The following is a 22592-nucleotide window of genomic DNA, read 5'->3' as shown; positions in this document are numbered from 1 at the left end:
CATGAGCCGAAGGATCGAAATCGTCGAGGTGGGCCCACGGGATGGGCTGCAGAACGAGAAGGCGCTGCTGGCGGTCGACCAGAAGCTGGAGTTCATCGGCCGGCTGGAAGCCGCGGGCGCGCGGCGCATCGAGACCGTCTCCTTCGTCAATCCCAAGCGCGTGCCGCAGATGGCCGGCGCCGAGGAGATCAGCGAGGCCTTGCCGCACCGCGCCGGTCGCTCGCGCATCGGCCTGGTGCTGAACGCCCGCGGCTGGGACCGCTGCGTCGAAGCCGGCTGCGACGAGGCCAATGTGGTGGTCTGCGCCACCGACGGCTTCGGCATCCGTAACCAGGGCGCATCGGCCGCCGAGCAGACCGCAGCCATGCAAGCCATCGCCGCGCGGCAAAAGGCTGAGGGCGGGCCGCCGATCACCGTGACCATTTCGGTGGCCTTCGGCTGCCCCTTCGACGGCGAGGTTTCGGAAGACCAGGTGCTGAGGATCGTCCGAGCGGCGGCGGAAGCCGGCGTGGCCGAGATCGCGCTCGCCGACACCATCGGCGTCGCCGACCCCTGGCTGGTGAAACGCCGCGTCCAGGCCACGCGGGCGGCAGCGCCCGACCAGCGGCTGCGCATGCACTTCCACGACACCCGCAACACCGGCCTCGCCAACGCCTTCGCCAGCGTCGAGGCCGGCGTCGAGGTGCTGGACGCCAGCTGCGGCGGCCTGGGCGGCTGCCCCTTCGCGCCCGACGCCACTGGCAACATCGGCACCGAGGACCTGGTCTACATGCTGGAGCGCGCCGGCTACGAGACCGGCTACGACCTTCCCGGCCTGATCGACACGGCCAAGTGGATGGCCGGCGTCCTCTGCAAGCCCCCCGCCGCCTCGGTCAGCCGCGCGGGGGTGTTTCCGCTTAAGGCCTGACGGCGGCTTCCACCTACAGCCCTTGGCGACTAGCCTGACCCTGGGTTGGGGACGCAGACATGTTCGCGGTTTCGCACTTTTCGATGGTTGGCTTCGACTTCCCCATCGAGTCGTCCGCCGAGGTCGGGCCGTGGGCTGGCAAATTCATGCGGACCTGCAAGGCCACGCCACTCAATCCCTCCGATGTTTTGTGCATTATTTCGGACCCTTCCGGTGCGGACCTTCGGATCGCGCTACGCCGCAAGGGCCAGGCCGCCGACATCATCACGATCAACCCGGGATTCTCGGGAGAAGGTCGAACGAGCATCGAGGTCGTCGCTGACAACTCGGACCCAGACTTCGCGCCGTTCGAGATCGGCGTGGCCGCCCGCTTCGCTGGAGAACAGACACCTCTCATCCTCGATCTTGCCGATCCCACTCAGGCGGCGGCGTTCAAACCCGGGGCGAAGCTCACCGTCGACATCGCCGCCTTCAGTTTCGAGCCCGACGTCTTTCCCGATGAAGCCGCATTCTATGCGGCGCAGACCAAGGCCAACTCCAAGGTCCGGCTCGCAGCGAACTATTTCATCCCCAGCGGCTCGTTCTTCGAGCGGGCCGGAGGCGCCATGGCGAATGACGCCAGGCGCCCGGTGGCCTACGCCGATTTCGCGGGCAAGGTGCTGAAGATCGGCCATCGCGCAAACGTCGCCAGCGGGAAGCATGACTTCGTCTGGGCCGTGGTCCAGACCTACGATGGCGCGACCCTGGACGTGGTCATGGACACCTCGACCTTGCGAACCGAGCCCAAAGTCGGCGGGATCATTGCCGGCCGTTTCTGGCTGAGCGCCCGCGTTGCGCCGTCCTAGGCCTTCACCGCCACGAACAGATCCTGGCCGCCGTCGTAGTCGGCTGGCGGCGCCCATAGGCCGGCGAGGCTGGTCCGCAGCGTCAGGCCCGCCTCGGCGACCGCCGCCTCGATGGCCGGGCGCCAGTGGCCGATGGCGCGTTCGGGGTAGCGCGGGTCGATCACCTTGGAGGTCGCGTCGAACGGCTCGAAGGCGAACACCTCCGAAGCCTCGCGCCCAGGCGACAGCGCAAAGGCCGTGAAGGCGAACCGCCCGCCGGGTTTCAGCACCCGCGCGCCTTCCGCCAGATAGCGGCGCATCGCCGGCATCCGCATGTGGGTGAAGACCGAGGTGGCGAAGGCCAGGTCGATGCTGGCGTCGGCGGCGGGGAAGACCACCTCAGCCTCCGCCAGCTTGCCGCCCATGTTGTATTCGCCGTTCCAGACGTCCAGGTGCTCGAAACCCATGTGGGCCCGGCCGCGGAACCGGCGGCGGCAGGCGGCGATCCCGGCGCGGGAGATGTCGAAGCCGAGATAGCCACCACCGCCTATTCCCAACAGATCGGCGAGCGGCTCGGCCACCCGTCCGTTGCCGCAGCCGATGTCCAGCACCCGGTCCGACGGCTTCAGGCCCGCGTGGTCGGTGAGGTGGCGCACGAGCTGCCGGCCCACGGCCACGAAGTCGCCGTCGCCGACGTTGTGCACGAAGGCCCAGGGCTCGGCGCGGCGCGCAGGATCGGCGAGACGGTGAGGCAGGCTCTTCAGGTCGGTGAGCGCGCCCGCCAGGGTCCGGCGCACGGCCGGAGGGGCCCAGCCCGCCAGACGACGCACGAAAGGAGAGCGCATGGGCGAACCGGTTCGCGCGCGCCTAGTTGGCGCGGCCCCGGAAGCGCCAGAGCAGCGGACGCACGATCGCGGCCACCACCACCACCGGTGACAGGGTCCAGGCCACCAGCCGCTGGCCCACGCCCTTGGCCCGCTTGCGGAAATAGCGCGCCAGGCCGACGCCCTTGTGGAACTCCACCCGGATCGGGTTGGTCAGGCTGGTGTGGCCCAGGTGAACCACCTCGGCGCGCGGATGGAACAGCACCTGACCGCCGGCCCGGCGCACTCGCCAGCAGAGGTCCACGTCCTCCACATGCAGGAAATAGCCCTCGTCGAAGCCTTCGACGCGGTCGAAGTCCGCGCGCCGCATGCAGAAGCAGGCGCCGGAGACCGTCGGCGCCGGCACCGCGTGCTCCGGCAGGGCTTCGTTCTCCCAGTGCACCTCGAAGCGCTTCCAGGCCGGCGTCCGGCGCGCCAGTCCGCTCAGCGACATCAGCGCGGTCATCGGGGTGATCTCGCCGCGCCGCGCGCCGCGCTGCTCGGTGCGGTCGGCGTTCAGCACCCGGCCGCCCACCAGGGTCGGCACCGGCCGCTCCTCGATCTCGCCCACCAGTTCGGCCACGCAGCCCGGTTGCAGGAAAGCGTCCGGGTTGAGGAAGATCAGCACCTCGCCGGTGGCGGCCCGCGCGCCCAGGTTGGCGCCGCGCGCGAAGCCGACGTTGCCGTGGCCGGTCCTGAGGACGACGCGGCCGTCCCGCTCGGCCAGGGCGCGCAGGTAGATGAGGTCGTCGGCGGTCGAGCCGTTGTCGACGATCATCAGCTCGGTCACCATCGGGTCGCGGAGCGCGCAGGCGATGCTTTCGCCGAGCGCCGCCCCGGTCATGTAGACCACCATGATCACCGAGACCCGGCGCTGGGCGGCCAGGAAGGCCGGCGCGGGCGCGGAGTCGTTGGCGACCTCTGGGGCGGCGATGGGTCCGGCGGCGCCGTTCATCAGCTCTCCTGGACGCCGCGGGTTTCGGCGCTGCGGGCAAGATCGGGTGGGTTGGCCTGGCTGGCAAGCCGGTTCGCGGCCTCCGCGAGGTCGAGGATCTCCTGCCCGTCGGAGCCCAGGCGGCGCAAGGCGACGCGGCGCTCCTCCGCCTCCCTGCGGCCGACCACGGCGATCACCGGAACCTTCGCAAGGCTGTGCTCGCGGATCTTCAGGTTGATCTTCTCGTTGCGCAGGTCCGTTTCCACCCGCAGCCCCTTGGCCTTGAGCTCCGCCGCCACCTGGCGGGCGTAGTCATCGGCGTCGGAGGTGATTGTGGCCACCGTCACCTGAACGGGAGCCAACCAGAGCGGGAAGGCCCCGGCGTAGTTCTCGATCATCACCCCGATGAAGCGCTCCAGCGAACCGCAGATCGCCCGGTGCAGCATGACCGGCCGCTGCTTGGAGCCGTCCTCGGCCACATATTCGGCGTCGAGGCGCTCCGGCAGGACGTAGTCGAGTTGCAGGGTGCCGCACTGCCAGGTGCGGCCGATGGCGTCGCGCAGGTGGAATTCCAGCTTGGGCCCGTAGAAGGCGCCCTCGCCCGGCAGCATCTCCACCTGCGGGATGCCGGCGGCCAAGGCGGCGCGCTCCAGCTTCTTCTCGGCCACGTCCCAGACCGCGTCGTCGCCGAAACGAAGCTCGGGCCGCAGCGCCAGCTTTACCGCGTGCAGCTCCAGGCCGCAGTCGCGGTAGACGCTCTCCAGCAGGCGGACGAACTTCGTCGACTCCGCCTCGATCTGGTCCTCGCGGCAGAAGATGTGGGCGTCGTCCTGGGTGAAGGCGCGCACCCGGAAGATGCCGTGCAGGGCGCCGGACGGCTCATAGCGGTGGCAGGCGCCGAACTCGGCCATGCGCAGCGGCAGGTCGCGGTAGGACTTCTGGCCATAGTTGAAGATCTGCACGTGGCCCGGGCAGTTCATCGGCTTCACCGCCAGGACCTCGTCCTCCTCCGTCTGGCAGGTGAACATGGCGTGGCCGAACTTCTGCCAGTGGCCGGACTTCTCCCACAGCTCGCGGTCCATGAGCTGGGGCGCCTTGACCTCCACATAGCCGTCGTCGTCCAGCCGGCGGCGCATGTAGCTCTCCACCGTGCGGAACAGGGTCCAACCCTTGGGGTGCCAGAAGATCATCCCCTTGGCCTCTTCCTGCAGGTGGAAGAGGTCCATGGCCCGGCCGATCTTGCGGTGGTCGCGCTTCTCGGCCTCCTCGATGCGGTGCAGGTAGGCGGCCAGTTCCTCATCCGACGCCCAGGCCGTGCCGTAGATGCGCTGCAGCTGGGCGTTGCGGTGATCGCCCCGCCAGTAGGCGCCGGCCAGCTTGGTCAGCCGGAAGGCCTTGCCGACGAACTTCGTCGAGGGGAAATGCGGCCCGCGGCAGAGGTCCTTCCAGTTCCCCTGGCGATAGACCGAAACCTCCTCGCCGGCCGGGATGCCCTCGATGATCTCGGCCTTGTAGACTTCGCCGATCCCCTTGAAGTGGGCGATGGCGTCGTCGCGCTTCCAGACCTCGCGGGCGATGGGCTCGTCGCGGTCGACGATCTCCTTCATCCGCTGCTCGATGGCCGCCAGGTCGTCGAGGCTGAACGGCTCGTCGCGCGCGAAGTCGTAGTAGAAGCCGTCCTCGATCGACGGGCCGATGGTCACCTGGGTGCCGGGGAACAGCTCCTGCACCGCCTCAGCCATCACGTGGCTGGTGTCGTGGCGCAGGGTCTCCAGCGCTTCGCGGGCGTCGCGGGAGAGGATCTCGAAATGGCCGCCCTTGGAAAGCGGCCGGTCCACGTCCAGCAGCTCGCCGTCCAGCTTGATGAGCGCGGCGCGCTTGGCGAGCGAGGGGGCGATGGAGGCGGCCACGGCCTTGCCCGTCACGCCGTCGTCGTACTGGCGTTTGGAGCCGTCGGGGAAAATCAGGTCGATCATGTCTCACAGGTCCACTTGCGCGCCGGGCCGCTTGGCCCCTTTCGGCGCGGGGGCGGAACCGGGTCGTAACCCGATTTGCCGCTCCAGGGATGACAACGGCACAGCCTCTTGGCGGCGAGAGCACTCCCGCGCCACGGGCCGTGGCCGATCAGGGCTTCGGCGGCGTATTCCGAGCAGGTCGGAACGAACCGGCACGACCGCCCGATCAGCGGCGAAAGCGTCAGCTTGTAGGCGCGCAGCAGCGCCCTGACGCAGCGTTCGTAGAGGGTCATGCCGGCTTCGGTCTTCCGCAGTCGGGCCAGCGATTACGCTGCGCCCAGCGGAGGATCAAGCTGCGCCGGCGGGGCTAGTTCGCCCACCGGTGGTGTCGGGAGCGAGGCCGATGGCCGTGCGGACAGCCTCGGTCACCGCCTCAAACGCGAGCAGCGTCGAGGCGTGGCGGGCCGGGTAGTCCTTCACAGGCGCGAGCATGGCCAGGTCCGAGAAACGTCCGTCGGGCGCAGGTCCGCCCGCCTTCAGCATAGCGCGAAACTGGTTACGGGTCACTTCCAGCTCGTCCAGGCTGGCGCCGATCACATGGGCGCCCAGCACCGAGGCGGCGGCCTGGCCCAGCGCGCAGGCCTTCACGTCCTGGGCGAAGTCGGCGACCCGGCCGTCGGCCACCACCACGTCCACCACCACCCGGCTGCCACACAGCTTGGCCACCTTCTCGACGCTGGCGTCGGGCGCGCTGAGGCGCCCGACCCGCGGCAGGTTCGCCGCGAGCTTGAGCAGTTTCGCCGAGTAGAGGTCGTCGATCACCGCCCCTAGATCGGCGCCGCGGGCGGCGGAGTCAAATCCCATATTGACTCCGTAATGATATATCATAACACATCCCTCTACCGCGCGGGACGTCCACGTCCACCCCCAACCGAGACGCCTCACGGCTCCCGACAGGATTTCCATGCCCCAGCGCAATCTCTGGCTCGCCGCCGCGAGCCTGTCCGTCCTCGCCCACCCCACGTCCGCCCAGCAGGCGCCGGCGCCCGCCGCATCCCAAAGCCAGGTCTCCGAGATCGTGGTCACCGCCCAGCGGCTCGACGCCGCGCGCTCCGAGGTCGAACCGCAGCTTGGCGCCACCAGCTATTCGATGCCGGAGGCCTTCATCAACAACCTGCCGAGCGGCGCCAACACCGAACTGAACCAGGTGATCCTGCAGGCGCCGGGCGCGGCGCAGGACAGCTTCGGCCAGCTGCACATCCGCGGCGACCACGCCAACATCCAGTACCGGCTGAACAACGTCGTCCTGCCGGAGGGCCTGTCGGTGTTCGGCCAGGCCCTGTCGCCCAGGCTGGCCAGCAACATCGACCTGATCACCGGCGCCCTGCCGGCCCAGTACGGCCTGCGCACCGCCGGCATCGTCAACATCACCACCAAGTCCGGCTTCCAGAACGGCGGCGAGGTGAGCCTCTACGGCGGCAGCCACGGGATGATCGAGCCGTCGATCGAGTACGGCGGCACGTCCGGCGCCACCAGCGGCTTCTTCTCCGGCAGCTACACCGGCACCGACGTTGGCATCGAGAGCCCGGACGGCCGCGGCACGCCGATCCACGACCATTCCGACCAGTACCAGGCCTTCGGCTTCCTCGACCACATCATCGACGAGACCAGCCGGGTCTCGCTGATCGCCGGCACCAGCCAGGAGACCTTCCAGCTGCCCAACTCGTCCGGCCTGCAGCCGGATACCGGCTTCAGCGTCAACGGGATCACCGCCTTCCCGTCGCAGAACCTCAACGAGCGCCAACGCGAAGGCACCAGCTACGCCATCGTCAGCTACCAGAAGACTACCGACAAGTTCACCGGCCAGGCGTCGTTTTTCACCCGATATTCGGACCTCAGATATACGCCCGATGTCACCGGCGAACTGCTGTTCAACGGCATTGCCCAGGCGGCCGGCAAGACCGACCTCAGCTTCGGGACCCAGCTCGAAGGCGTCTACAAGCTCACCGACGCCCACACCCTGCGCGGCGGGGTAATCATCTCGACGGACCATTCCACCAGCAAGACCAACTCGCAGGTGTTCAATGTGGACGACAGCGGCGCCCAGATCGGCGCCGGGCCGGTCACCGTCGTCGATAACAGCAAGGCGACGGCCTGGACCTATTCCGCCTACCTGGAGGACGAGTGGAAGCTGCTCGAAACGGTGACCCTGAACTACGGCCTGCGCTTCGACCAGCTCGACAGCTTCCGCCACGAGAACCAGCTTTCGCCGCGGGTGAACCTGGTCTGGAAGCCGATGGATGGGACCACCTTCCACGCCGGCTATTCCAGGTACTTCACCCCACCGCCGTTCGAGTTGATCGCCTCGACCGCCGTGGCCAAGTTCGTCGGCACCAGCGCCGAGCAGCCGGGGACTGAGAACGACCTGCCCCGCTCCGAGCGCGACAACTACTACGACGTGGGCGCGCAGCAGAAGCTGTTCGGCAGCCTGATCGTGGGCATCGCCGCCTACGACAAGGAGGCCAAGAACCTGATCGACGAGGGCCAGTTCGGCGCGCCGATCATCCTGACCCCCTTCAACTATGCCAAGGGCTTCGCGCGCGGCGTCGAACTCACCGCCAACTATGCGCACGGCCCATTCAGCGCCTACGGCAACCTGTCGTTCTCCAAGGCCCAGGGGAAGGACATCATCTCCAGCCAGTTCAACTTCGACCCGGGCGACCTGGCCTTCATCCAGGACCACTTCATCTATCTGGACCACGACCAGTCGATCACCGCCTCGTTCGGCGCCGACTACCAGATCGAAGGCGGTCCGCGGGTGGGCTTCGACGCCCTCTTCGGCTCGGGCCTGCGCAAGGACGGCGCCGTTCCGAACGGCGATCGGGTTCCGAACTACACCCAGGTCAACCTGACCTCGTCGGAGACGTTCACCCTGCCGGCGGTCGGCCGGATCACCGCGCGCTTCGACATCATCAACGTCTTCGACAAGGAATATGAGATCCGCGACGGCACCGGCATCGGCGTCGGCGCGCCGCAGTTCGGCCCCCGGCGCGGGTTCTTCGGCGGACTGACCAAAGCGTTCTGACCCCCGGGCGAATTTGTCCCCTTGCCAGACGGCCGCCTTCCCCTAGCGTCGTGCGGTTCGGGGAGGCCGCATGAGCGCGATCACGGGCGAGACCAAGGTCGCGACGGCGCCGAAGGGCGAATTGTTCGGCCACCCGCGCGGGCTGTTCGTCCTGGCCGGAACCGAGCTTTGGGACCGCATCTCCTTCCACGGGATGCAGGCGCTGCTGACCCTCTACATGGCCGAGCAGCTGTTCAAGCCGGGCCGGGTCGAACAGATCGTGGGCTTCGCGGGCTTTCGCGCGGCGGTGGAGGCGGTGTTCGGCCATCTCACCGTCCAGGGCCTGGCGACCCAGGTCTTCGGCCTCTATGTGGCCTGCGTCTATATCACCCCGGCGCTCGGCGGCTGGCTGGGCGACCAGGTGCTGGGGCGCCGGCGCGGCGTCACCCTGGGCGCCGTGCTGATGACCGCCGGCCACTTCTGCATGGCCTTCGACCAGTCGTTCCTGCTGGCGCTGCTGCTGCTGATCTTCGGGGCCGGCATCTTCCGCGGCAACCTGGTGCCGCAGGTCAGCGAGCTCTACGACCCCGACGACCGGCGCCGCGGCGTCGCCTTCCAGCTCTATGCCTCGATGATCAACTTCGGAGCCTTCATCGCGCCCCTGGTGAGCGGAGCGCTGGGCGCGGCCTATGGCTGGCATTTCGCGTTCGGCTTTGCCGGTGTCGGCATGCTGACCGGCCTGATCGTCTACCTGATCGGCCAAGGCCAGCTCCCCGCCCATGCGCCCCGGCCCCGCGGCGCCAAGCCCGTCGCCCTGACGCCATCGGAAACCCGCGTGGTCTGGCGCCTGACGGCCCTGGTGCCGGTGGCGGCGCTGTTCTGGATCGCCCAGAGCCAGGTCTGGAACACCTACAACCTCTGGGTCCGTGACCACATCGAGCTGCAGGTGGGCGGCTTCACCGTGCCGGTGCCCTGGCTGCAGTCGCTGGACGGGCTGTCGCCGTTCATCTGCCTGCCGCCGATGCTGCTGTTCTGGCGCTGGCAAGCGGCGCGCGGGCGCGAGCCGACCGACTTCATCAAGATCGCCATCGGCTGCTTCATCTTCGGCGCCTCGACGATGCTGCTGGCCAGCGCGGGCCTGATCACCGACAGCCACGGCAAGACGCCGCTCGCCTGGGCGGTGCTCTTCCACCTCTCGTCGAACCTGGGCTGGCTCTACTTCACGCCCACGGTCACCGGCTTCTACGCCAAGGCGGCGCCCAGGGCGCTGACCGGGGCGATGATCGGGGTCTACAACCTCGCGGTCTTTGCGGGCAGCATCATCAGCGGGCGGATGGGTTCGCTCTACGAGACCCTGCCGGCCAGCGGCTTCTGGGCCCTGCATGCGGCGGTGGTGACCCTGGGCGGGCTGATCTTCCTGGTGATCGGCCTGCGCTACGCCCGGGCGTTCGAGGCTCAGGTTTAGGGCGCCCAGCCGGGCAGGACGGCGGCCTGTTCGACCCAGCCGGCGAACTGCGCCTCATCGAGCCCGCCTTCGTGGATGTCGTAGTAGCGCACGTCCCTGATCTTGGTCGTCCCAAGCGGCGGCGGGCGCAGCACGGCGCCGTCGAAGAACGCGACCCGCACCAGGTTCTCGTAGCCGGTGATGCTGAGGAACCAGCTGCGGCCACCGGCGCGGCCATAGATCGGCGCGTCCCATTTCACCGCCTTGCGCAGGTCGGGCGCGGTGCGGGTGACGATGCGGTCGAGCCGGCGGCAGACGTCGGCCCTCCAGCCGGGCATGACGGCGATATAGGCCTGCACCGCGTCGTCGCCCTCGCCGTTGACGATGCTGAGCTGGCCGCGGGACAGCAGTTTCGGGGTCTCGGTCATGGCGCGCTATCTCCCAGACCGGCGCGCAACGCCGCCAGCGCCAGGGCGTCGCGCGCGGCGGCGTCCAGGCCGGCGAGGCTCGGTTCGGCGGCTGGCGGCGCGGTGACGATCCGTCCGCCCTGCATGTGCAGCACCCGGTCGGCCAGGCGGGCGATCTCGCCGCGGTCATGGGTCACATAGAGCGCCGGGACCTTCAGGCTGCGATGGACGCGTTCCAGGTAGGGCAGGATTTCGGCCTTGGCGGCGGCGTCCAGGCTGGCCAGCGGCTCGTCCAGCAGCAGCAGGCGGGGTTGGGTGACGAGGGCGCGGGCCAGGGCTGCGCGCTGCCGCTCGCCGCCGGAAAGGCCGGCCGGGCGGCGGTCCATCAAGGCGCCAAGGCCCAGCAGGTCGACCGCATCGGCGAGGCCGCCCTCGCCCTTCGCCCGGCGCGAACCATAGGCCAGGTTGCCGCGCACGCTGAGGTGCGGCAGCAGGCTGGCCTCCTGGAACACCACGCCCACGGCCCGGCGATGCGTCGGCACGAAAGTCCCGGCGTCCTGCCAGACCTCGCCACCCACCATGAGGCGGCCCTCGAACCGCGCCAGGCCCGCGATGGCGCGCAGCAGGGTGGTCTTGCCCGAGCCCGAGGGGCCGGAAAGCGCGGTGATTCCCTCGCCCGGAAAGGCGAAATCGGCGTCCAGGCGGAAGCCGCCCAGCGCGCCGGAGAACCTGCCGGCGACCCCGCTGTCGCCCTGGTGGCTCACTTCACCGCCTCGTCGATCCGCCGGTCGAGCAGCAGCAGCGCCAGCAGGGCGGCGAAGGCGAACACCGCCACCGCGGCCGCCAGGCGGTGCGCGTCGCCGTACTGCAGGTTCTCCACGAGCTGGTAGATGCGCACCGAGATCACCTCGGTCTTGCCGGGGATGCCGCCGCCGATCATCAGCACTACCCCGAACTCGCCGATGGTGTGGGCGAAGACCAGGATGGCGGCGGTCAGGAACCCGCGCCGCGCCAGCGGCAGGGCGACGGTCGCGAAAGCATCCAGCGGCCCGGCCCGCAGGGTGGCGGCCACCTCCATCGGCCTGGGGCCCATGGCCTCGAAGGCGTTCCTGATCGGCTGCACGGCGAACGGCAGGGAATAGACCATCGAGCCCACCACCAGGCCCTCGAACGTGAAAGCCAGCGTGCGGACGCCGAAGGGATGCAGGAGGGCCATCAGCGGGCTCTGCGGCGCGATCGCGATCAGCAGGTAGAAGCCCAGCACCGAGGGCGGCAGGATGATCGGCAGGGTCACCAGGGCGGCGACCGCCTCCTTCCACCAGGCGCGGCGGCGCGCCAGCCACCAGGCGATCGGCGTGGCGACAAGCAGCAACAGGACCGTCGTCAGGCCCGCGAGCCTGAGCGTCGTTGTCACGACTTCGCTGAGTTCGACGTCCAGTTCGCCGCTCCCCTGACCTGAGCCTATCGGACGTCGTAGCCGTACTTCTTGATGATCGCCACGGCCTGCGGGCCTTTCAGGAAGGCCAGGAAGGCCTTGGCGGCGACGCTGTCGCGGCCCGGCTGCATCAGGATCGCCTGCTGGGCGATGGGCGCGTGATCGGCGTCGGGCACGATCCAGTGCGATCCACCCCGCACATTGACCACCTGCGAAAGGGCCACGAAGCCCAGCTCGGCCGCCCCGGTCTCGGTGAACTGGTAGGCCTGGGCGATGGACGAGCCCTGGACGATCTTCGGCTTCAGCGCCTCATAGAGGCCGAGCTTGGTGAGCGTCTGGACGGCGGCGGTCCCGTAGGGCGCCGTGGCGGGGTCGGCGATGGCCAGCTTGGCGAACTTCCCACCCTTCAGCACCGCGCCCGCGCTGTCGACCAGTCCCGGTGTCTTCGAATAGAGCACCAGCTTGCCCACCGCATAGGTGAAGCGGGTGCCGGCCACGCCCAGGCCCTCGCGCTCGGCCGCGGCCGGCCGCTCGGTGTCCGCGGAGAGGAAGACCTCGAACGGCGCCCCGTGGGACATCTGGGCGTAGAACTGACCGGACGAGCCGAAGCTGAGGCTGGCGGTGTGGCCGGTGGCGGCCTTGAAGGCCTGGGCGATCGCCTTGGCCGGCTCGGTGAAATTGGCGGCCACGGCGACCTGGGTGTCGGCGGCCCAGGCCTCGGACGAGCCGAAAAGCACGACCGTCCCGATGAGCGCCAGCCCGATCAGCCGTCTCGTGGTCATCATCGTCTCCGCCAGCGTTCGGCATCAGCCTTGCCGAACGATAGACCAGCCGGCGGGGGTCTAGAAGGCGAACTGCGAGCGCAGCGCGACCACGTGGTAGTGCTGGCCGATCTGCGCGCCCACCGGCGTCGAGAAGGTCGTGGCCGACGGCGACAGGCGGTCGATCCGCACGTCCTGATAGTCCAGCATCAACTTCACGAAGCTGTTCGGATGCCAGTTGAGGCCGCCCGACCAGATCCGCTGGTCGCCGCCGCGCACAGCGCCGCGGCCGGGCGCGGTCCCCGGCGCGCCGGGGTGATCGTTGAGGTCGACGTCGGAATAGCGCAGCGCCGCCTCCAGCGCGCCCCAGGTCCCGTCCCGCCAGCTGAACGGATGGTCGACCGACGGGGCGTCCCAGGCCCAGGTGGCGGTGTTGAACCGCCGCCGTTCGCCCGTGAGGATGTAGGAGCCCTCCACATAGTAGCCGTGGAAGCTGGGGTCGGCGGCGCCGGCCACGGGATCCAGCCGCTCGAGCCTGAAGCGCTCGTACTCGCTCTGCAGGAACAGCGGGCCGAGTTCGCCCGACAGCTCGAACCCAACCTCGGTCAGATGCCGGGCGTCGAGGCCGCCGGTGGAGATCAGCCGCGTGCCGTCGACCCGCAGCTCCGGCCGCTCCTGCAGGGTTATGGCATAGCGCGCGGCGCCGGCCGGCGTATCCGGCCCGCCGGTGTCGGCCGGCCGCTCGACGTAGGAGCTGTGGACGCCGACTTCCAGCATGGCGAGACCGGTGTGGACCGGCAGCAAGCCGAGGCGGCCGAGGAAGCCTAAGGGGGCGTCGAAGGGCTGGGCGACGCCGGTGGCTTGGGAGTTCACGACGCCGACCACCCGGCCGGTGACCGCGGCGTTGACATACCACCAGTCCGTGCCGCCCCAGACCTCGGCGCCTTCACGGAAGTCGCCGCCGGCCACGCCGCGGGCGATGTCGGCCGCCGCTGGCCGCTCCAGGAACAGCGAGCCGCTGGTCGAGCCCTGATCCTCGAGGCCCAGCGAGGGGGCGAAGGCGCCGATGCGGACGTGGAAGGGCCTCAGGCCCGAGTACTGGACCCAGAGTTCCTGCACGTGGCCGGCGTCCTCCTCGCCCGCCCCGCCGAATTCCAGGAGGAGGTTGTAGTCCCAGTCGCCGAAGGCGCGGCCGTCCACCCCGAAGCGGGCGCGGCGGAAATCGCTGCCGGAGCTCAGGTCGCGGGCATGGGCGGTGTCGGCGGCCGCTGCGCCGCGCCGTAAATCGCTGGCGACCGGGCCGGGCGTCGCCTGGGCGTAGTCGGCGGCGTCGAGCTGCATCAGCGCGTGCAGGTTGGCGGTGAAGCGGCCGTCGGCGCTGGCGATCGACGGACGCCCGGCCACGATGGTCGCCCCGCCAGCGGTCGGGAAGGACGGCGGGGCGGGGGTCTGGACCACCGGCGGCGCGGCAGGTGGCGTGGCGGCCTGGGCGGCCCGCGCCTCCAGCGCATCGACCTTGGTCTCCAGGACCTTGACCTCGTCCTTCAGGGCCTGGATCTCGGCGTCGCGCGGGTCGGGCGCGGGCGGCGTCGCGGGTTTCGCCGGGGCGGCGGTCGCCGCCAGGCCCAGGCTCGCGGCGGCGAGGATGAGAGTCTTGGAGCGCATCCCTTGAGGTCCTTCCGCATAGCCATCGCCGGGCGCGCGTTTTAAAACTCTATCTATTTTATAGGAATTCACCCGTCAGATAATCGGCGATGCGTCACAGATCAGCTATTGTCCGATCGCGAGATGGTGGGACTTGGCATCTGAGGAGGGCGTGGTGACGGATCGGGGCGGCGGGCGCAGGCGGTTCCTTCAGTTGGCGGCGGGCGCGGTGGGCGGGGCCGCCCTGCCGCCGGGGGTGCGCGAAGCTCTGGCGTTGCCGGCCGCGCGGGTCTCCGGGACCATCCGCGACGTCCAGCACGTGGTGATCCTGATGCAGGAGAACCGCAGCTTCGACCACTACTTCGGCACGCTGCGCGGCGTGCGCGGCTATGGCGACCCACGGGTCATAGACCTGCCCAGCGGCCACAGCGTCTGGAACCAGCCGGAGAAAGAGGGCGACGGCGCTGTCAGCCCCTTCCATCTCGACACCGGAACGACCCGCGCCGAGACCATGCGCGACCTGGACCACAGCTGGAAGGGCAGCCACGCCCGCTGGAAGCACTACGACGCCTGGGTCCCCACCAAGACGCCGCTGACCATGGGCTATTTCACCCGCGCGGACCTGCCCTTCTACTATGCGCTCGCCGACGCCTTCACGATCTGCGACGCCTACCACTGCTCGATCTTCGGCCCGACCAATCCGAACCGCATGTTCCTCTTTTCGGGGACCAGCGGGCTCTCGGCCGGAAACGACACCCGCTACGTCGTCGCCAATCCACCGGAGGAGACCAACAACAACGCGAACCCGGCCGAGGACTCCCCGAAGTTCAAAGGGGTGAACTGGCCCACCTACGCCGAGCGGCTGCAAGCGGCCGGCGTCTCCTGGAAGGTCTACCAGGAATACGAGAACTACGGCGACAACGGCCTGGCCTACTTCGTCAACTTCCGCGGCATCGGCCCGGACTCGATCCTCTACCAGCGCGGCCGCGCCTGGTCGCCGGGCTCCACCAAGGAGAACGCCAAGGAGAGCGACGGCGACCACCTGATCGCCGAGTTCAAGAAGGACGTGGCCGCCGACAAGCTTCCTCAGGTTTGCTGGATCGTCACCAACTACAAGCTCTCCGAGCACCCGCAGGCGGCGCCCTCGGACGGCGCCTACTTCACCGCCAGGATGATCGAGGCCCTGGCCTCCAACCCCAAGGTCTGGGCCAAGACCGTCTTCATCCTGAACTACGACGAGAACGACGGCTTCTTCGACCACATGCCGCCGCCGATCCCGCCGGTCGGAGTCGCCGTCGGAAAGAGCACCGTTGCCACCGACCACGAGGACTATCACGGCGAGCCGGTGGGGCTGGGCCCCCGCGTGCCTCTGCTGGTGGTCTCGCCCTGGAGCAAGGGCGGCTACGTCAATTCCCAACTCCACGACCACACCTCGGTGATCCGCTTCCTGGAAGCGCGCTTCGGAGTGATGGAGCCGCAGATCTCGCCCTGGCGGCGCGCGGTGACCGGCGACCTCACCAGCCTGTTCGACTTCAAGACCCCGAACCGTGCGGTCCAGAAGCTGCCCGACGCCTCAGGCCTGCCGGCGCGCGCGGCCAAGGCCAAGGCCACCCTGCCGCAGCCGACCGTTCCGCAAGTCCCCGAGCCGCATCCCCGCCAGGAGCCGGGCCAGCGGCCGGCGCGGCCCCTGCCCTACGCCTTCGAGGTGGCGAGCGCCGTGAAGCCGGACGGGCTTGAGCTGACGCTCATCAACACCGGCGCGGCCGGCGCGGCCTTCGACCTGCGCAGCCCACGCGGCGGCGAGCCCCGCTACTATGCGGTGGAGGCCGGCAAGCGCCTCGTCGACCTCGCGCCGGCCGAGGGGCGCTATGACCTGACGCTCTATGGTCCCAACGGTTTCCTACGCGGCTTCCGCGGCGAGGCGGGGGCCTCAGGCGCCGAGGCCTGGGCGCGATTCGACCCCAAGGCCGGCAAGCTGATGGTCACCCTCAGGAACGCCGGCAGGACGCCGCTCACCCTCGACGTGAAGCCCAACGCCTATTCCGAGGCGCCGGCCCGGCTGCATCGCCTGGCGGCCGGCGCCGAGGTCACCGACGCCTGGGACCTGAAGGCCAGCCATCACTGGTACGACCTTTCAGTCACCTGCGCCGAGGCGCCCAGCTTCGGCCGCCGCTTCGCCGGCCACGGCGAGGATGGACGGGCCAGCCTGTCGGACCCCTTGCTGGGACGCCAGACCTAACCCGGCGGCATCTGGGCCAGGTCCAGCACGGCGCGGAACACCGCAAAGCAGATGCCGATGAAGATCAGCACCGGCAAGATCACCACACCGATGTCGATGGGACTGCGCAGGCCTTTGGGTAGGGTCATGGGAACCTCCTTACAGGAGGCAAACGTATCGTACTACGATAGGTTCTGTCGCGACCTGAGGCGCTACCAGATGTGAACCCGCTGGTCCGGCGGCAGGTACATCTTGTCCCCCGGCTTGACGTTGAAGGCGGCGTACCAGGCGTCGACATTGCGCACGATGCCGTTCACCCGGTACTCGGCCGGGCTGTGCGGATTGGTCAGCAACTGCTGGCGCAGCGCGCCTTCGCGGGTCTTGGTCTGCCAGGACTGGGCGTAGGCGATGAAGAACCTCTGGTCGCCGGTGAAGCCGTCGATCACCGCCGGTTCGCCGTGCTGGGCCACATAGCGCCGCCAGGCGGCGTAGGCGGCTTCCAGCCCGCCCAGGTCGCCCAGATTCTCGCCCATGGTCAGCTTGCCGTTGATGTGCACGCCGGGCACCGGCTCGTAGCTGTCGAACTGCTTGCCCAGCATGGCGGCGCGCGCGCCGAAGGCCTTGGCCGCGTCGGCCGTCCACCAGTCGCGGACCTTGCCGGTCTCGTCGAAGTGGCGGCCCTCGTCGTCGAAGCCGTGGCCCATCTCGTGGCCGATCACTCCGCCCTCGCCACCATAGTTGGCGGCCGGATCGGCGCCCGGGTCGAAATAGGGCGGCTGCAGGATCGCGGCGGGGAAGGTGATCTGGTTGGCGAGCGGGTTGTAGTAGGCGTTCACCTCCTGCGGGACCATGTTCCAGAGGCCCTTGTCCACTGGCTTCGGATAGCGGCTGAGCTCCAGGTTCCACTCGAACTGCTCGGCGCGCACCGCGTCGCCGAGAAGGTCGGTGCGCGAGACCTTCAGCTTGGAATAGTCGATCCATTTCTTCGGGTGGCCCAGACGCGGGTCGAAGGTGCCGAGCTTGACCAGGGCGGCCTTCCGCGTCGGCTCATCCATCCAGGCGGCGGACTTGAAGCGCTCGCCATAGGCCGTGGTCAGGTTGGCGACCAGTTCGGCGGTCTGGCGCTCGGCTTCCGGCGGGAAATGCTCGGCCACATAGATGCGGCCCACCTCTTCGCCCAGGTCGCGGTTGACCAGCTGGACGCCGCGCTTCCAGCGTTCGCGCTGCTGCGGCACGTCCCGCAGGGTCTTGGAATAGAAGTCGAAGGTCGCCTGGTCGAAGGCGTGCGGCAGGTACTGCGCATGGGTGCGGACGAAGTGGTAGGCGAGATAGTCCTTCCACACCGAAAGCGGCGTCGAGGCGAAAAGGTCGCCCGCGGCCTTCACCTCGCTGGGCTCGACCACCAGCACCTTCTTCGGCGCGCCCAGGCCCGAGTGGGCCATCATCGCCGCCCACGGGAACTGCGGCGCCAGCGCCTGCAGCTTCTCGACCGTCATCGGATTGTTGATCTGCTCGATGTCGCGGGTGCGTTCCGGGGCCCAGTGCGCCTCGGCGATCTTGTGCTCCAGCGCGATGATCGCGTCGGCCTTGGCCGCGGCGTTCTTGATCCCGGCCAGGGTCTGGATCTTGACGACGTAGTCCCGATAGGCCTTGCGGAAGGTGTCGTACTTGGCCCCCTCGCGCAGGTAGTAGTCGCGGTTGGGCAGCCCCAGGCCGCCCTGGTCCACGCCCACCACATAGACGTTCGGATTGTCGAGGTCGGGATTGATCCCGATGTTGACCGGGCTCTCATAGCCGGTCTCGGCGAACAGCTTGGCGACGCCAGCCTTGGACGTCACCGCCGCGATCCGGGCGAGGTAGGGTTTCAGCGGCGCCGTGCCGCGCGCCTCGATCCCTTTCTCGTCCATCCAGGCGGCGTAGAAGTCGCCGACCCGCTGGCCGCCGGGGCCTGCCTTTGTCGGATCCTTGGCCAGGCGCTCGACGATCTCGCGCACCTGCCGCTCGGCCTCGTCGGACAGTGTCTGGTCGACGCCGGCGGCGGTCTTGTCAGGCGCGATCTGCGTGCGCTTCAGCCAGGCCCCGTTCACGTAGCGGAAGAAGTCGTCGCCGGGCTTGACCGACGCATCCATCGAGGTGGCGTCGTAGCCCCAGGTCCCGAATTTCGCCTTGCCGGCGGCGGCTCCGCCCCAGCCGACGCCCGCCATCGCTGCGACGGCCACGCCCGCCAGCACCCACGTCCTCACGCTCACGACATCCTCCCTCGATCGCCGGCCGACAGTACACCGCGCAATCGGCCGGGCAACTCGCGGGGCTCAGCCCTTCTGCGCCTGCCAGATCGCCTCGGCGCGGGCCTTCAGAGCGTCGTCCATATCGACGAAGGCGCGGTAGAGGGTCCCGGCCATCCGCTTGCCGAGCCGCGGCCCCAGGAAGCCGGCGATCAGCTCGCCGTTGGAGACGATGCAGCTTTCCGCCGCCAGCGCTTCGATCTCGAAGTAGCGGGTGGTCTTCACCAGCCCGCCCAGCATGGTCAGCCGCCAGTGGAGCTGTTCGCCCGGCACCCATTCCAGCACCGTGGGGTGGATCTCCTCCGGCGGCCGGCCGGGCAGCGCCAAAGTGATATCCAGAGTTCCGCCGATGCGGATCTGGCCCGCAGCCTTCGGATAGAGCACGCACCACTCATGCCAGGAAGCCAGGTCGGAGATCACCGCCCAGATCACCTCGGCCGGCGCCTGGATGCCGACGCGGTGCTCGATGCGCAGGCCGCGCGGCGGCTTCGGCGGCGGCGGCTTGTTGGTCCTGGGCGCTGGGTCCAGGGGCGGACCGCCACGGGTTCCGAACGGGCCGGCCCTCAGGGCGGGCGGGGGCGTAATCGGCATCAGGCCTGCTCCTTCATGCGCCAGGTCGCGCCGGCGGGACCGTCCATGACTTCGACGTTCAGCGCGGCGAGTTCGGCTCGCAGGCGGTCGGCCTCGGCCCAGTCCTTGGCCCGGCGCGCCGCGTCACGGGCGGCGACCAGGCCATCGATCCGGGCCTTCAGGTCCTCGTCGGCCCCGCCTTCGAACCAAGCCTGCGGGTCGGCCTGCAGGAAGCCCAGCACCGAGGCGATCGCCATCAGGTCGCCCTTCAGCGGCCCGGCCTCGCCGGAGCCCTTGCGCACCGCCGCGTCCAGCTCGGTGGCGAGCTTCTTGATCAGCGCCATGGCGGCGGGCGTGTTGAGGTCGTCCAGCAAGGGCTCCAGCTGGTCCTCCGCCAGCGCGCCGGAGCCGCCGGCCTCGATGTGCCGGGCGCGGCCGAGCACGCCGTAAAGGTGATCCAGCGAGTTGCGCGCCTGGATCAGCGCATCGTCCGTCCAGGCGAGCGGCTGGCGATAGTGCGCGCCCAGCAAGGCCCAGCGGATCACTTCGCCCGGCTGCTGTTTCAACAGGTCGTGGGCCAGGGTCACATTGCCCAGGCTCTTGGACATCTTCTCCTCGCCCATGTTGAGGAAGCCGTTGTGCAGCCAGTATTTGGCGTACTCCCCGTCGTGCGCGTGATCGTGGTCGCAGACACCTTGGGCCAGCTCGTTCTCGTGGTGCGGGAAGACCAGGTCGATGCCGCCGCCGTGGATGTCGATCGGCAGGCCCAGCTCCTGCTCGATCATCGCCGAGCACTCGATGTGCCAGCCGGGCCGGCCGGGGCCCCAGGGGCTGTCCCACACCGGCTCGCCGGGCTTGGAGGGCTTCCAGAGCACGAAGTCGGCGGGGTGGCGCTTGTAGGGGGCGACCTCGACGCGGGCGCCGGCGATCATCTCGTCCAGCGGGCGGCCGGAGAGCTTGCCGTAGTCGCCGAACGCCTGGGTGTCGAACAGCACATGGCCCTCGGCGGCGTAGGCGGCGTTGTTGTGGACCAGCCGGCCGATCATGGCGATGATCGCATCCATGGTCTGCGTCGCCTTCGGCTGGGCGGTCGGCTGCAGCGCGCCCAAGGCCGCGGCGTCGCTGTTGTAGGCCGTGAGGTAGCGATCGGTGACCGTCGAAATCGGCACGCCTTCCGCAATGGCCTTGGCGTTGATCCTGTCGTCCACGTCGGTGACGTTCGCGGCATAGACCACCGCAGACTCGCCATAGAGCCGGCGCAGCAGCCGGAACAGCACGTCGAACACCACCACCGGCCGGAAGTTGCCGATGTGAGCGTAGTTGTAGACCGTGGGCCCGCAGACATACATCGTCACCCGCTTGGGATCGGCGGGAACGAAGGGCCGTTTCTTGCGGGCCATGGTGTCGTAGAGCTGAAGCGGCATCGATCTTTTCTGAGGTGGCGTGACAGTTGCCCAGGTTCGGGTCCGGCCCATATACAGATGGGCGGATCGGGAAGCCACGGGAACCCCTGCGGCGTTTCCCCATCCAAACGAAGGGTGGCCACGCGTCATTTCCGGGACCTTCGTCCCGGCGCAACTCAGCCCTGGAAAGAACCTAGCCTCATCATGGACGCTATCCGCGACCGAACCCTGGTCGGTTCCAACGCCGACCTTGATCTTGACCCCGTGAAGCGCCCTTCCCGCGAAGAGGCGATGGACGCCGTGCGCACCCTGATCGCCTGGGCCGGCGACGATCCGCGCCGCGAAGGCGTGATCGACACGCCAAAGCGCGTCGTCGACGCCTATGCCGAATGGTTCGAGGGCTACGAGGCCGATCCGGCCAAGGAGCTCAGCCGCACCTTCGAGGACGTGCAGGGCTACGACGACATCGTCATGCTGCGCGAGATCGAGGTGGAGAGCCACTGCGAGCACCACATGGCGCCGTTCCTGGGCAAGGCCTATGTGGCCTACATGCCCACCAACCGCGTGGTCGGCATCTCCAAGATCGCCCGGGTGGTCGAGATCTTCGCCAAGCGTCTCCAGACCCAGGAGACCATGACCCAGCAGATCTGCGACGCCATCACCGACAGCCTGCGCCCGGCCGGCGTGGCGGTGCTGATCGACGCCAACCACCAGTGCATGTCGACCCGCGGCGTGCACCACCGGCACGTCTCGACGATCACCACCCAGTTCACCGGCGTCTTCAAGACCGACCCGACGCTGCGCCAGCGCTTCCTGGACTTCGCGAACCGGAAATAGACCCCACACACTGCGTCATCCTCCGGTCGCCCGAAGAGGCGATCCGGGGGACCCATGCGGCCTCGCCTCGTTCTGAAATTCAGCTTGGGTCCTCATCAGCCTCGCGGCTGACCGGAGGAAGACGGTTCAACTGGTCAGCGGGTTGGTCGGCTCGCCCTCGCCCGGCGCGCGGGGCGGGTGGACGATGGTCACCAGCACGAAGCTGAGCAGTATCAGCAGGTACCAGGCGCCCAGCTTGTCGATGGGCACGGCATGCCAGCCGCGCCGCTGGTTCGGATAGATCCAGGCTGCGGTGAAGGTGCCGATGTTCTCGGCGAACCAGATGAACAGCGCCACCAGCACCAGGCCCAGCAGCACCGGCATCCGCCTGGGCTTCCGGTCGGGCGTGAAGGTGAACCAGGACCGGGCGAACAGCAGGGCCGAGGCCGCGTAGAGCCCCCAGCGGATGTCGACCACATAGTGGTGGGTGAAGAAGTTGACATAGCTCGCCACCGCCAGGGTCCAGGCCAACCCGTGCGGCGGCCAGCGGATGAAGCGGATCTCGAACAGGCGAAGCGCGCGGGCGATGTAGGAGCCGATCGCCCCATACATGAAGCCCGAGAACAAGGGCACGCCACCGATCCGCAGCAGGCTGGGCTCGGGATAGATCCATGAGCCGTGGGCGGTCTTGAAGATCTCCATGCCGGTGCCGACCAGGTGGAAGATCGCGATCACGGCCGCCTCGTCCCAGCGTTCCAGCCGCGTGGCGAGCAGCAGGGCCTGGATGGCCACCGCGCCCAGCACCAGGAAGTCGTAGCGGGCGAGCGGCGCATGCGCCGGCCAGAGGTAGTGGGTGGCGATGATCAGCCCCAGCATCGCCCCGCCGAACAGGCAGGCCCAGGCCTGCTTCAGCCCGAACAGCAGGAACTCATAGGCGAAGGCGTTGCCCCGCGAGCGGGCGGCCCAGGGCCGGACCGCCGCGTCCATGGCCAGCACGCGGCCCTTGATCCGGTCCTTCAGACTCATCGCGGAAGGCTAGCGCGCGGCGGGGGAGCGGCGCCA

At 69.0% G+C, this 22592-nt stretch carries 21 protein-coding genes; 6 read left to right on the top strand and 15 right to left on the bottom strand.

Translation table 11 applies throughout. From position 1 onward, the window contains the following. Window position 1: 1 nt before the first annotated feature. Complete coding sequence (locus tag VGL85_RS15970) at window positions 2–907, top strand: hydroxymethylglutaryl-CoA lyase (RefSeq protein ID WP_331589953.1); 906 nt, start codon at window positions 2–4, stop codon at window positions 905–907. 59 nt (window positions 908–966) lie between these two features. Further along, on the top strand, window positions 967–1752 hold the full coding sequence (locus tag VGL85_RS15965; protein ID WP_331589952.1) for a hypothetical protein: 786 nt from the start codon (window positions 967–969) through the stop codon (window positions 1750–1752). On the opposite strand, the gene VGL85_RS15960 is transcribed toward VGL85_RS15965, so the two are convergent. The 5 genes from VGL85_RS15960 to VGL85_RS15940 form a co-directional block, all read right to left on the bottom strand. After that, window positions 1749–2528: a class I SAM-dependent methyltransferase gene (locus VGL85_RS15960; RefSeq protein ID WP_331589951.1), complete on the bottom strand. Its 780-nt coding sequence runs from the start codon at window positions 2526–2528 to the stop codon at window positions 1749–1751. The two genes, VGL85_RS15965 and VGL85_RS15960, sit on opposite strands and share 4 nt — an antisense overlap. Window positions 2529–2598: 70 nt before the next feature. Continuing rightward, window positions 2599–3549 carry a glycosyltransferase family 2 protein gene (locus VGL85_RS15955; RefSeq protein ID WP_331589949.1) on the bottom strand — a complete coding sequence of 317 codons (951 nt, stop codon included), beginning with the start codon at window positions 3547–3549 and terminating at the stop codon, window positions 2599–2601. Continuing rightward, window positions 3549–5504 (bottom strand): threonine--tRNA ligase, encoded by a 1956-nt coding sequence (gene thrS, locus VGL85_RS15950; protein ID WP_331589948.1) that lies wholly within the window; start codon window positions 5502–5504, stop codon window positions 3549–3551. The genes VGL85_RS15955 and thrS overlap by 1 nt, the downstream gene beginning before the upstream one ends. Further along, entirely contained in the window at window positions 5501–5776 is a 276-nt protein-coding gene (gene yidD / locus VGL85_RS15945) for a membrane protein insertion efficiency factor YidD (RefSeq protein WP_331589947.1), read from the bottom strand. Before yidD ends, thrS begins: the two co-directional genes overlap by 4 nt. Window positions 5777–5831: 55 nt before the next feature. Then, a complete protein-coding gene (locus VGL85_RS15940; RefSeq protein ID WP_331589996.1) occupies window positions 5832–6305 on the bottom strand; it encodes an iron-sulfur cluster assembly scaffold protein in 474 nt (157 codons plus the stop codon). Window positions 6306–6447: 142 nt separating this feature from the next. On the opposite strand from VGL85_RS15940, the gene VGL85_RS15935 reads away from it, so the two are divergent. After that, window positions 6448–8568, top strand: a complete 2121-nt coding sequence (locus VGL85_RS15935) for a TonB-dependent receptor (RefSeq protein ID WP_331589946.1) — start codon at window positions 6448–6450, stop codon at window positions 8566–8568. A gap of 70 nt (window positions 8569–8638) precedes the next feature. Then, window positions 8639–10012: a peptide MFS transporter gene (locus VGL85_RS15930; protein ID WP_331589945.1), complete on the top strand. Its 1374-nt coding sequence runs from the start codon at window positions 8639–8641 to the stop codon at window positions 10010–10012. Here the strand turns inward: VGL85_RS15930 and VGL85_RS15925 are convergent. Genes VGL85_RS15925 through VGL85_RS15905 form a run of 5 tightly spaced genes read right to left on the bottom strand, consistent with a single transcriptional unit; the run spans window position 10009 to window position 14259 of the window. Then, on the bottom strand, window positions 10009–10419 hold the full coding sequence (locus tag VGL85_RS15925; RefSeq protein ID WP_331589944.1) for a DUF1801 domain-containing protein: 411 nt from the start codon (window positions 10417–10419) through the stop codon (window positions 10009–10011). The two genes, VGL85_RS15930 and VGL85_RS15925, sit on opposite strands and share 4 nt — an antisense overlap. Next, complete coding sequence (locus VGL85_RS15920; protein WP_331589943.1) at window positions 10416–11162, bottom strand: molybdenum ABC transporter ATP-binding protein; 747 nt, start codon at window positions 11160–11162, stop codon at window positions 10416–10418. The genes VGL85_RS15925 and VGL85_RS15920 overlap by 4 nt, the downstream gene beginning before the upstream one ends. Then, window positions 11159–11812: a molybdate ABC transporter permease subunit gene (gene modB / locus VGL85_RS15915; protein ID WP_331589942.1), complete on the bottom strand. Its 654-nt coding sequence runs from the start codon at window positions 11810–11812 to the stop codon at window positions 11159–11161. The genes VGL85_RS15920 and modB overlap by 4 nt, the downstream gene beginning before the upstream one ends. Window positions 11813–11859: 47 nt before the next feature. Next, complete coding sequence (modA, locus tag VGL85_RS15910; RefSeq protein ID WP_331589941.1) at window positions 11860–12618, bottom strand: molybdate ABC transporter substrate-binding protein; 759 nt, start codon at window positions 12616–12618, stop codon at window positions 11860–11862. 57 nt (window positions 12619–12675) lie between these two features. Then, window positions 12676–14259 carry an OprO/OprP family phosphate-selective porin gene (locus tag VGL85_RS15905; RefSeq protein ID WP_331589940.1) on the bottom strand — a complete coding sequence of 528 codons (1584 nt, stop codon included), beginning with the start codon at window positions 14257–14259 and terminating at the stop codon, window positions 12676–12678. A gap of 154 nt (window positions 14260–14413) precedes the next feature. Between VGL85_RS15905 and VGL85_RS15900 the strand changes: the two genes are divergently transcribed. Next, the gene (locus tag VGL85_RS15900) at window positions 14414–16477 is read left to right on the top strand and encodes a phosphocholine-specific phospholipase C (protein WP_331589939.1); all 2064 of its coding nucleotides are present in this window, start codon (window positions 14414–14416) and stop codon (window positions 16475–16477) included. Here VGL85_RS15900 and VGL85_RS15895 read toward each other — a convergent pair. The 4 genes from VGL85_RS15895 to cysS form a co-directional block, all read right to left on the bottom strand. Beyond that, entirely contained in the window at window positions 16474–16605 is a 132-nt protein-coding gene (locus VGL85_RS15895; protein WP_331589938.1) for a hypothetical protein, read from the bottom strand. The genes VGL85_RS15900 and VGL85_RS15895 overlap by 4 nt on opposite strands. A gap of 63 nt (window positions 16606–16668) precedes the next feature. Next, the gene (locus VGL85_RS15890) at window positions 16669–18705 is read right to left on the bottom strand and encodes a M13 family metallopeptidase (protein ID WP_331589937.1); all 2037 of its coding nucleotides are present in this window, start codon (window positions 18703–18705) and stop codon (window positions 16669–16671) included. Between the two features lie 63 nt (window positions 18706–18768). After that, window positions 18769–19332, bottom strand: coding sequence for an SRPBCC domain-containing protein (locus VGL85_RS15885; protein WP_331589936.1), 564 nt, complete (start codon window positions 19330–19332; stop codon window positions 18769–18771). Further along, window positions 19332–20735: a cysteine--tRNA ligase gene (gene cysS / locus VGL85_RS15880; protein WP_331589935.1), complete on the bottom strand. Its 1404-nt coding sequence runs from the start codon at window positions 20733–20735 to the stop codon at window positions 19332–19334. Before cysS ends, VGL85_RS15885 begins: the two co-directional genes overlap by 1 nt. Window positions 20736–20918: 183 nt before the next feature. On the opposite strand from cysS, the gene folE reads away from it, so the two are divergent. Then, window positions 20919–21551 (top strand): GTP cyclohydrolase I FolE, encoded by a 633-nt coding sequence (folE, locus tag VGL85_RS15875; protein ID WP_331589934.1) that lies wholly within the window; start codon window positions 20919–20921, stop codon window positions 21549–21551. A 126-nt stretch (window positions 21552–21677) separates the two neighbouring features. Here folE and VGL85_RS15870 read toward each other — a convergent pair whose 3' ends face one another. Beyond that, window positions 21678–22556, bottom strand: a complete 879-nt coding sequence (locus VGL85_RS15870; protein ID WP_331589933.1) for a DUF817 domain-containing protein — start codon at window positions 22554–22556, stop codon at window positions 21678–21680. Window positions 22557–22592 lie beyond the last annotated feature (36 nt).

Source organism: Phenylobacterium sp., from assembly GCF_036501465.1.
GTDB lineage: Bacteria > Pseudomonadota > Alphaproteobacteria > Caulobacterales > Caulobacteraceae > Phenylobacterium.
The sequence above is the reverse complement of the archived record's forward strand: the minus strand, read 5'-3'. Positions and strand labels throughout refer to the sequence as shown.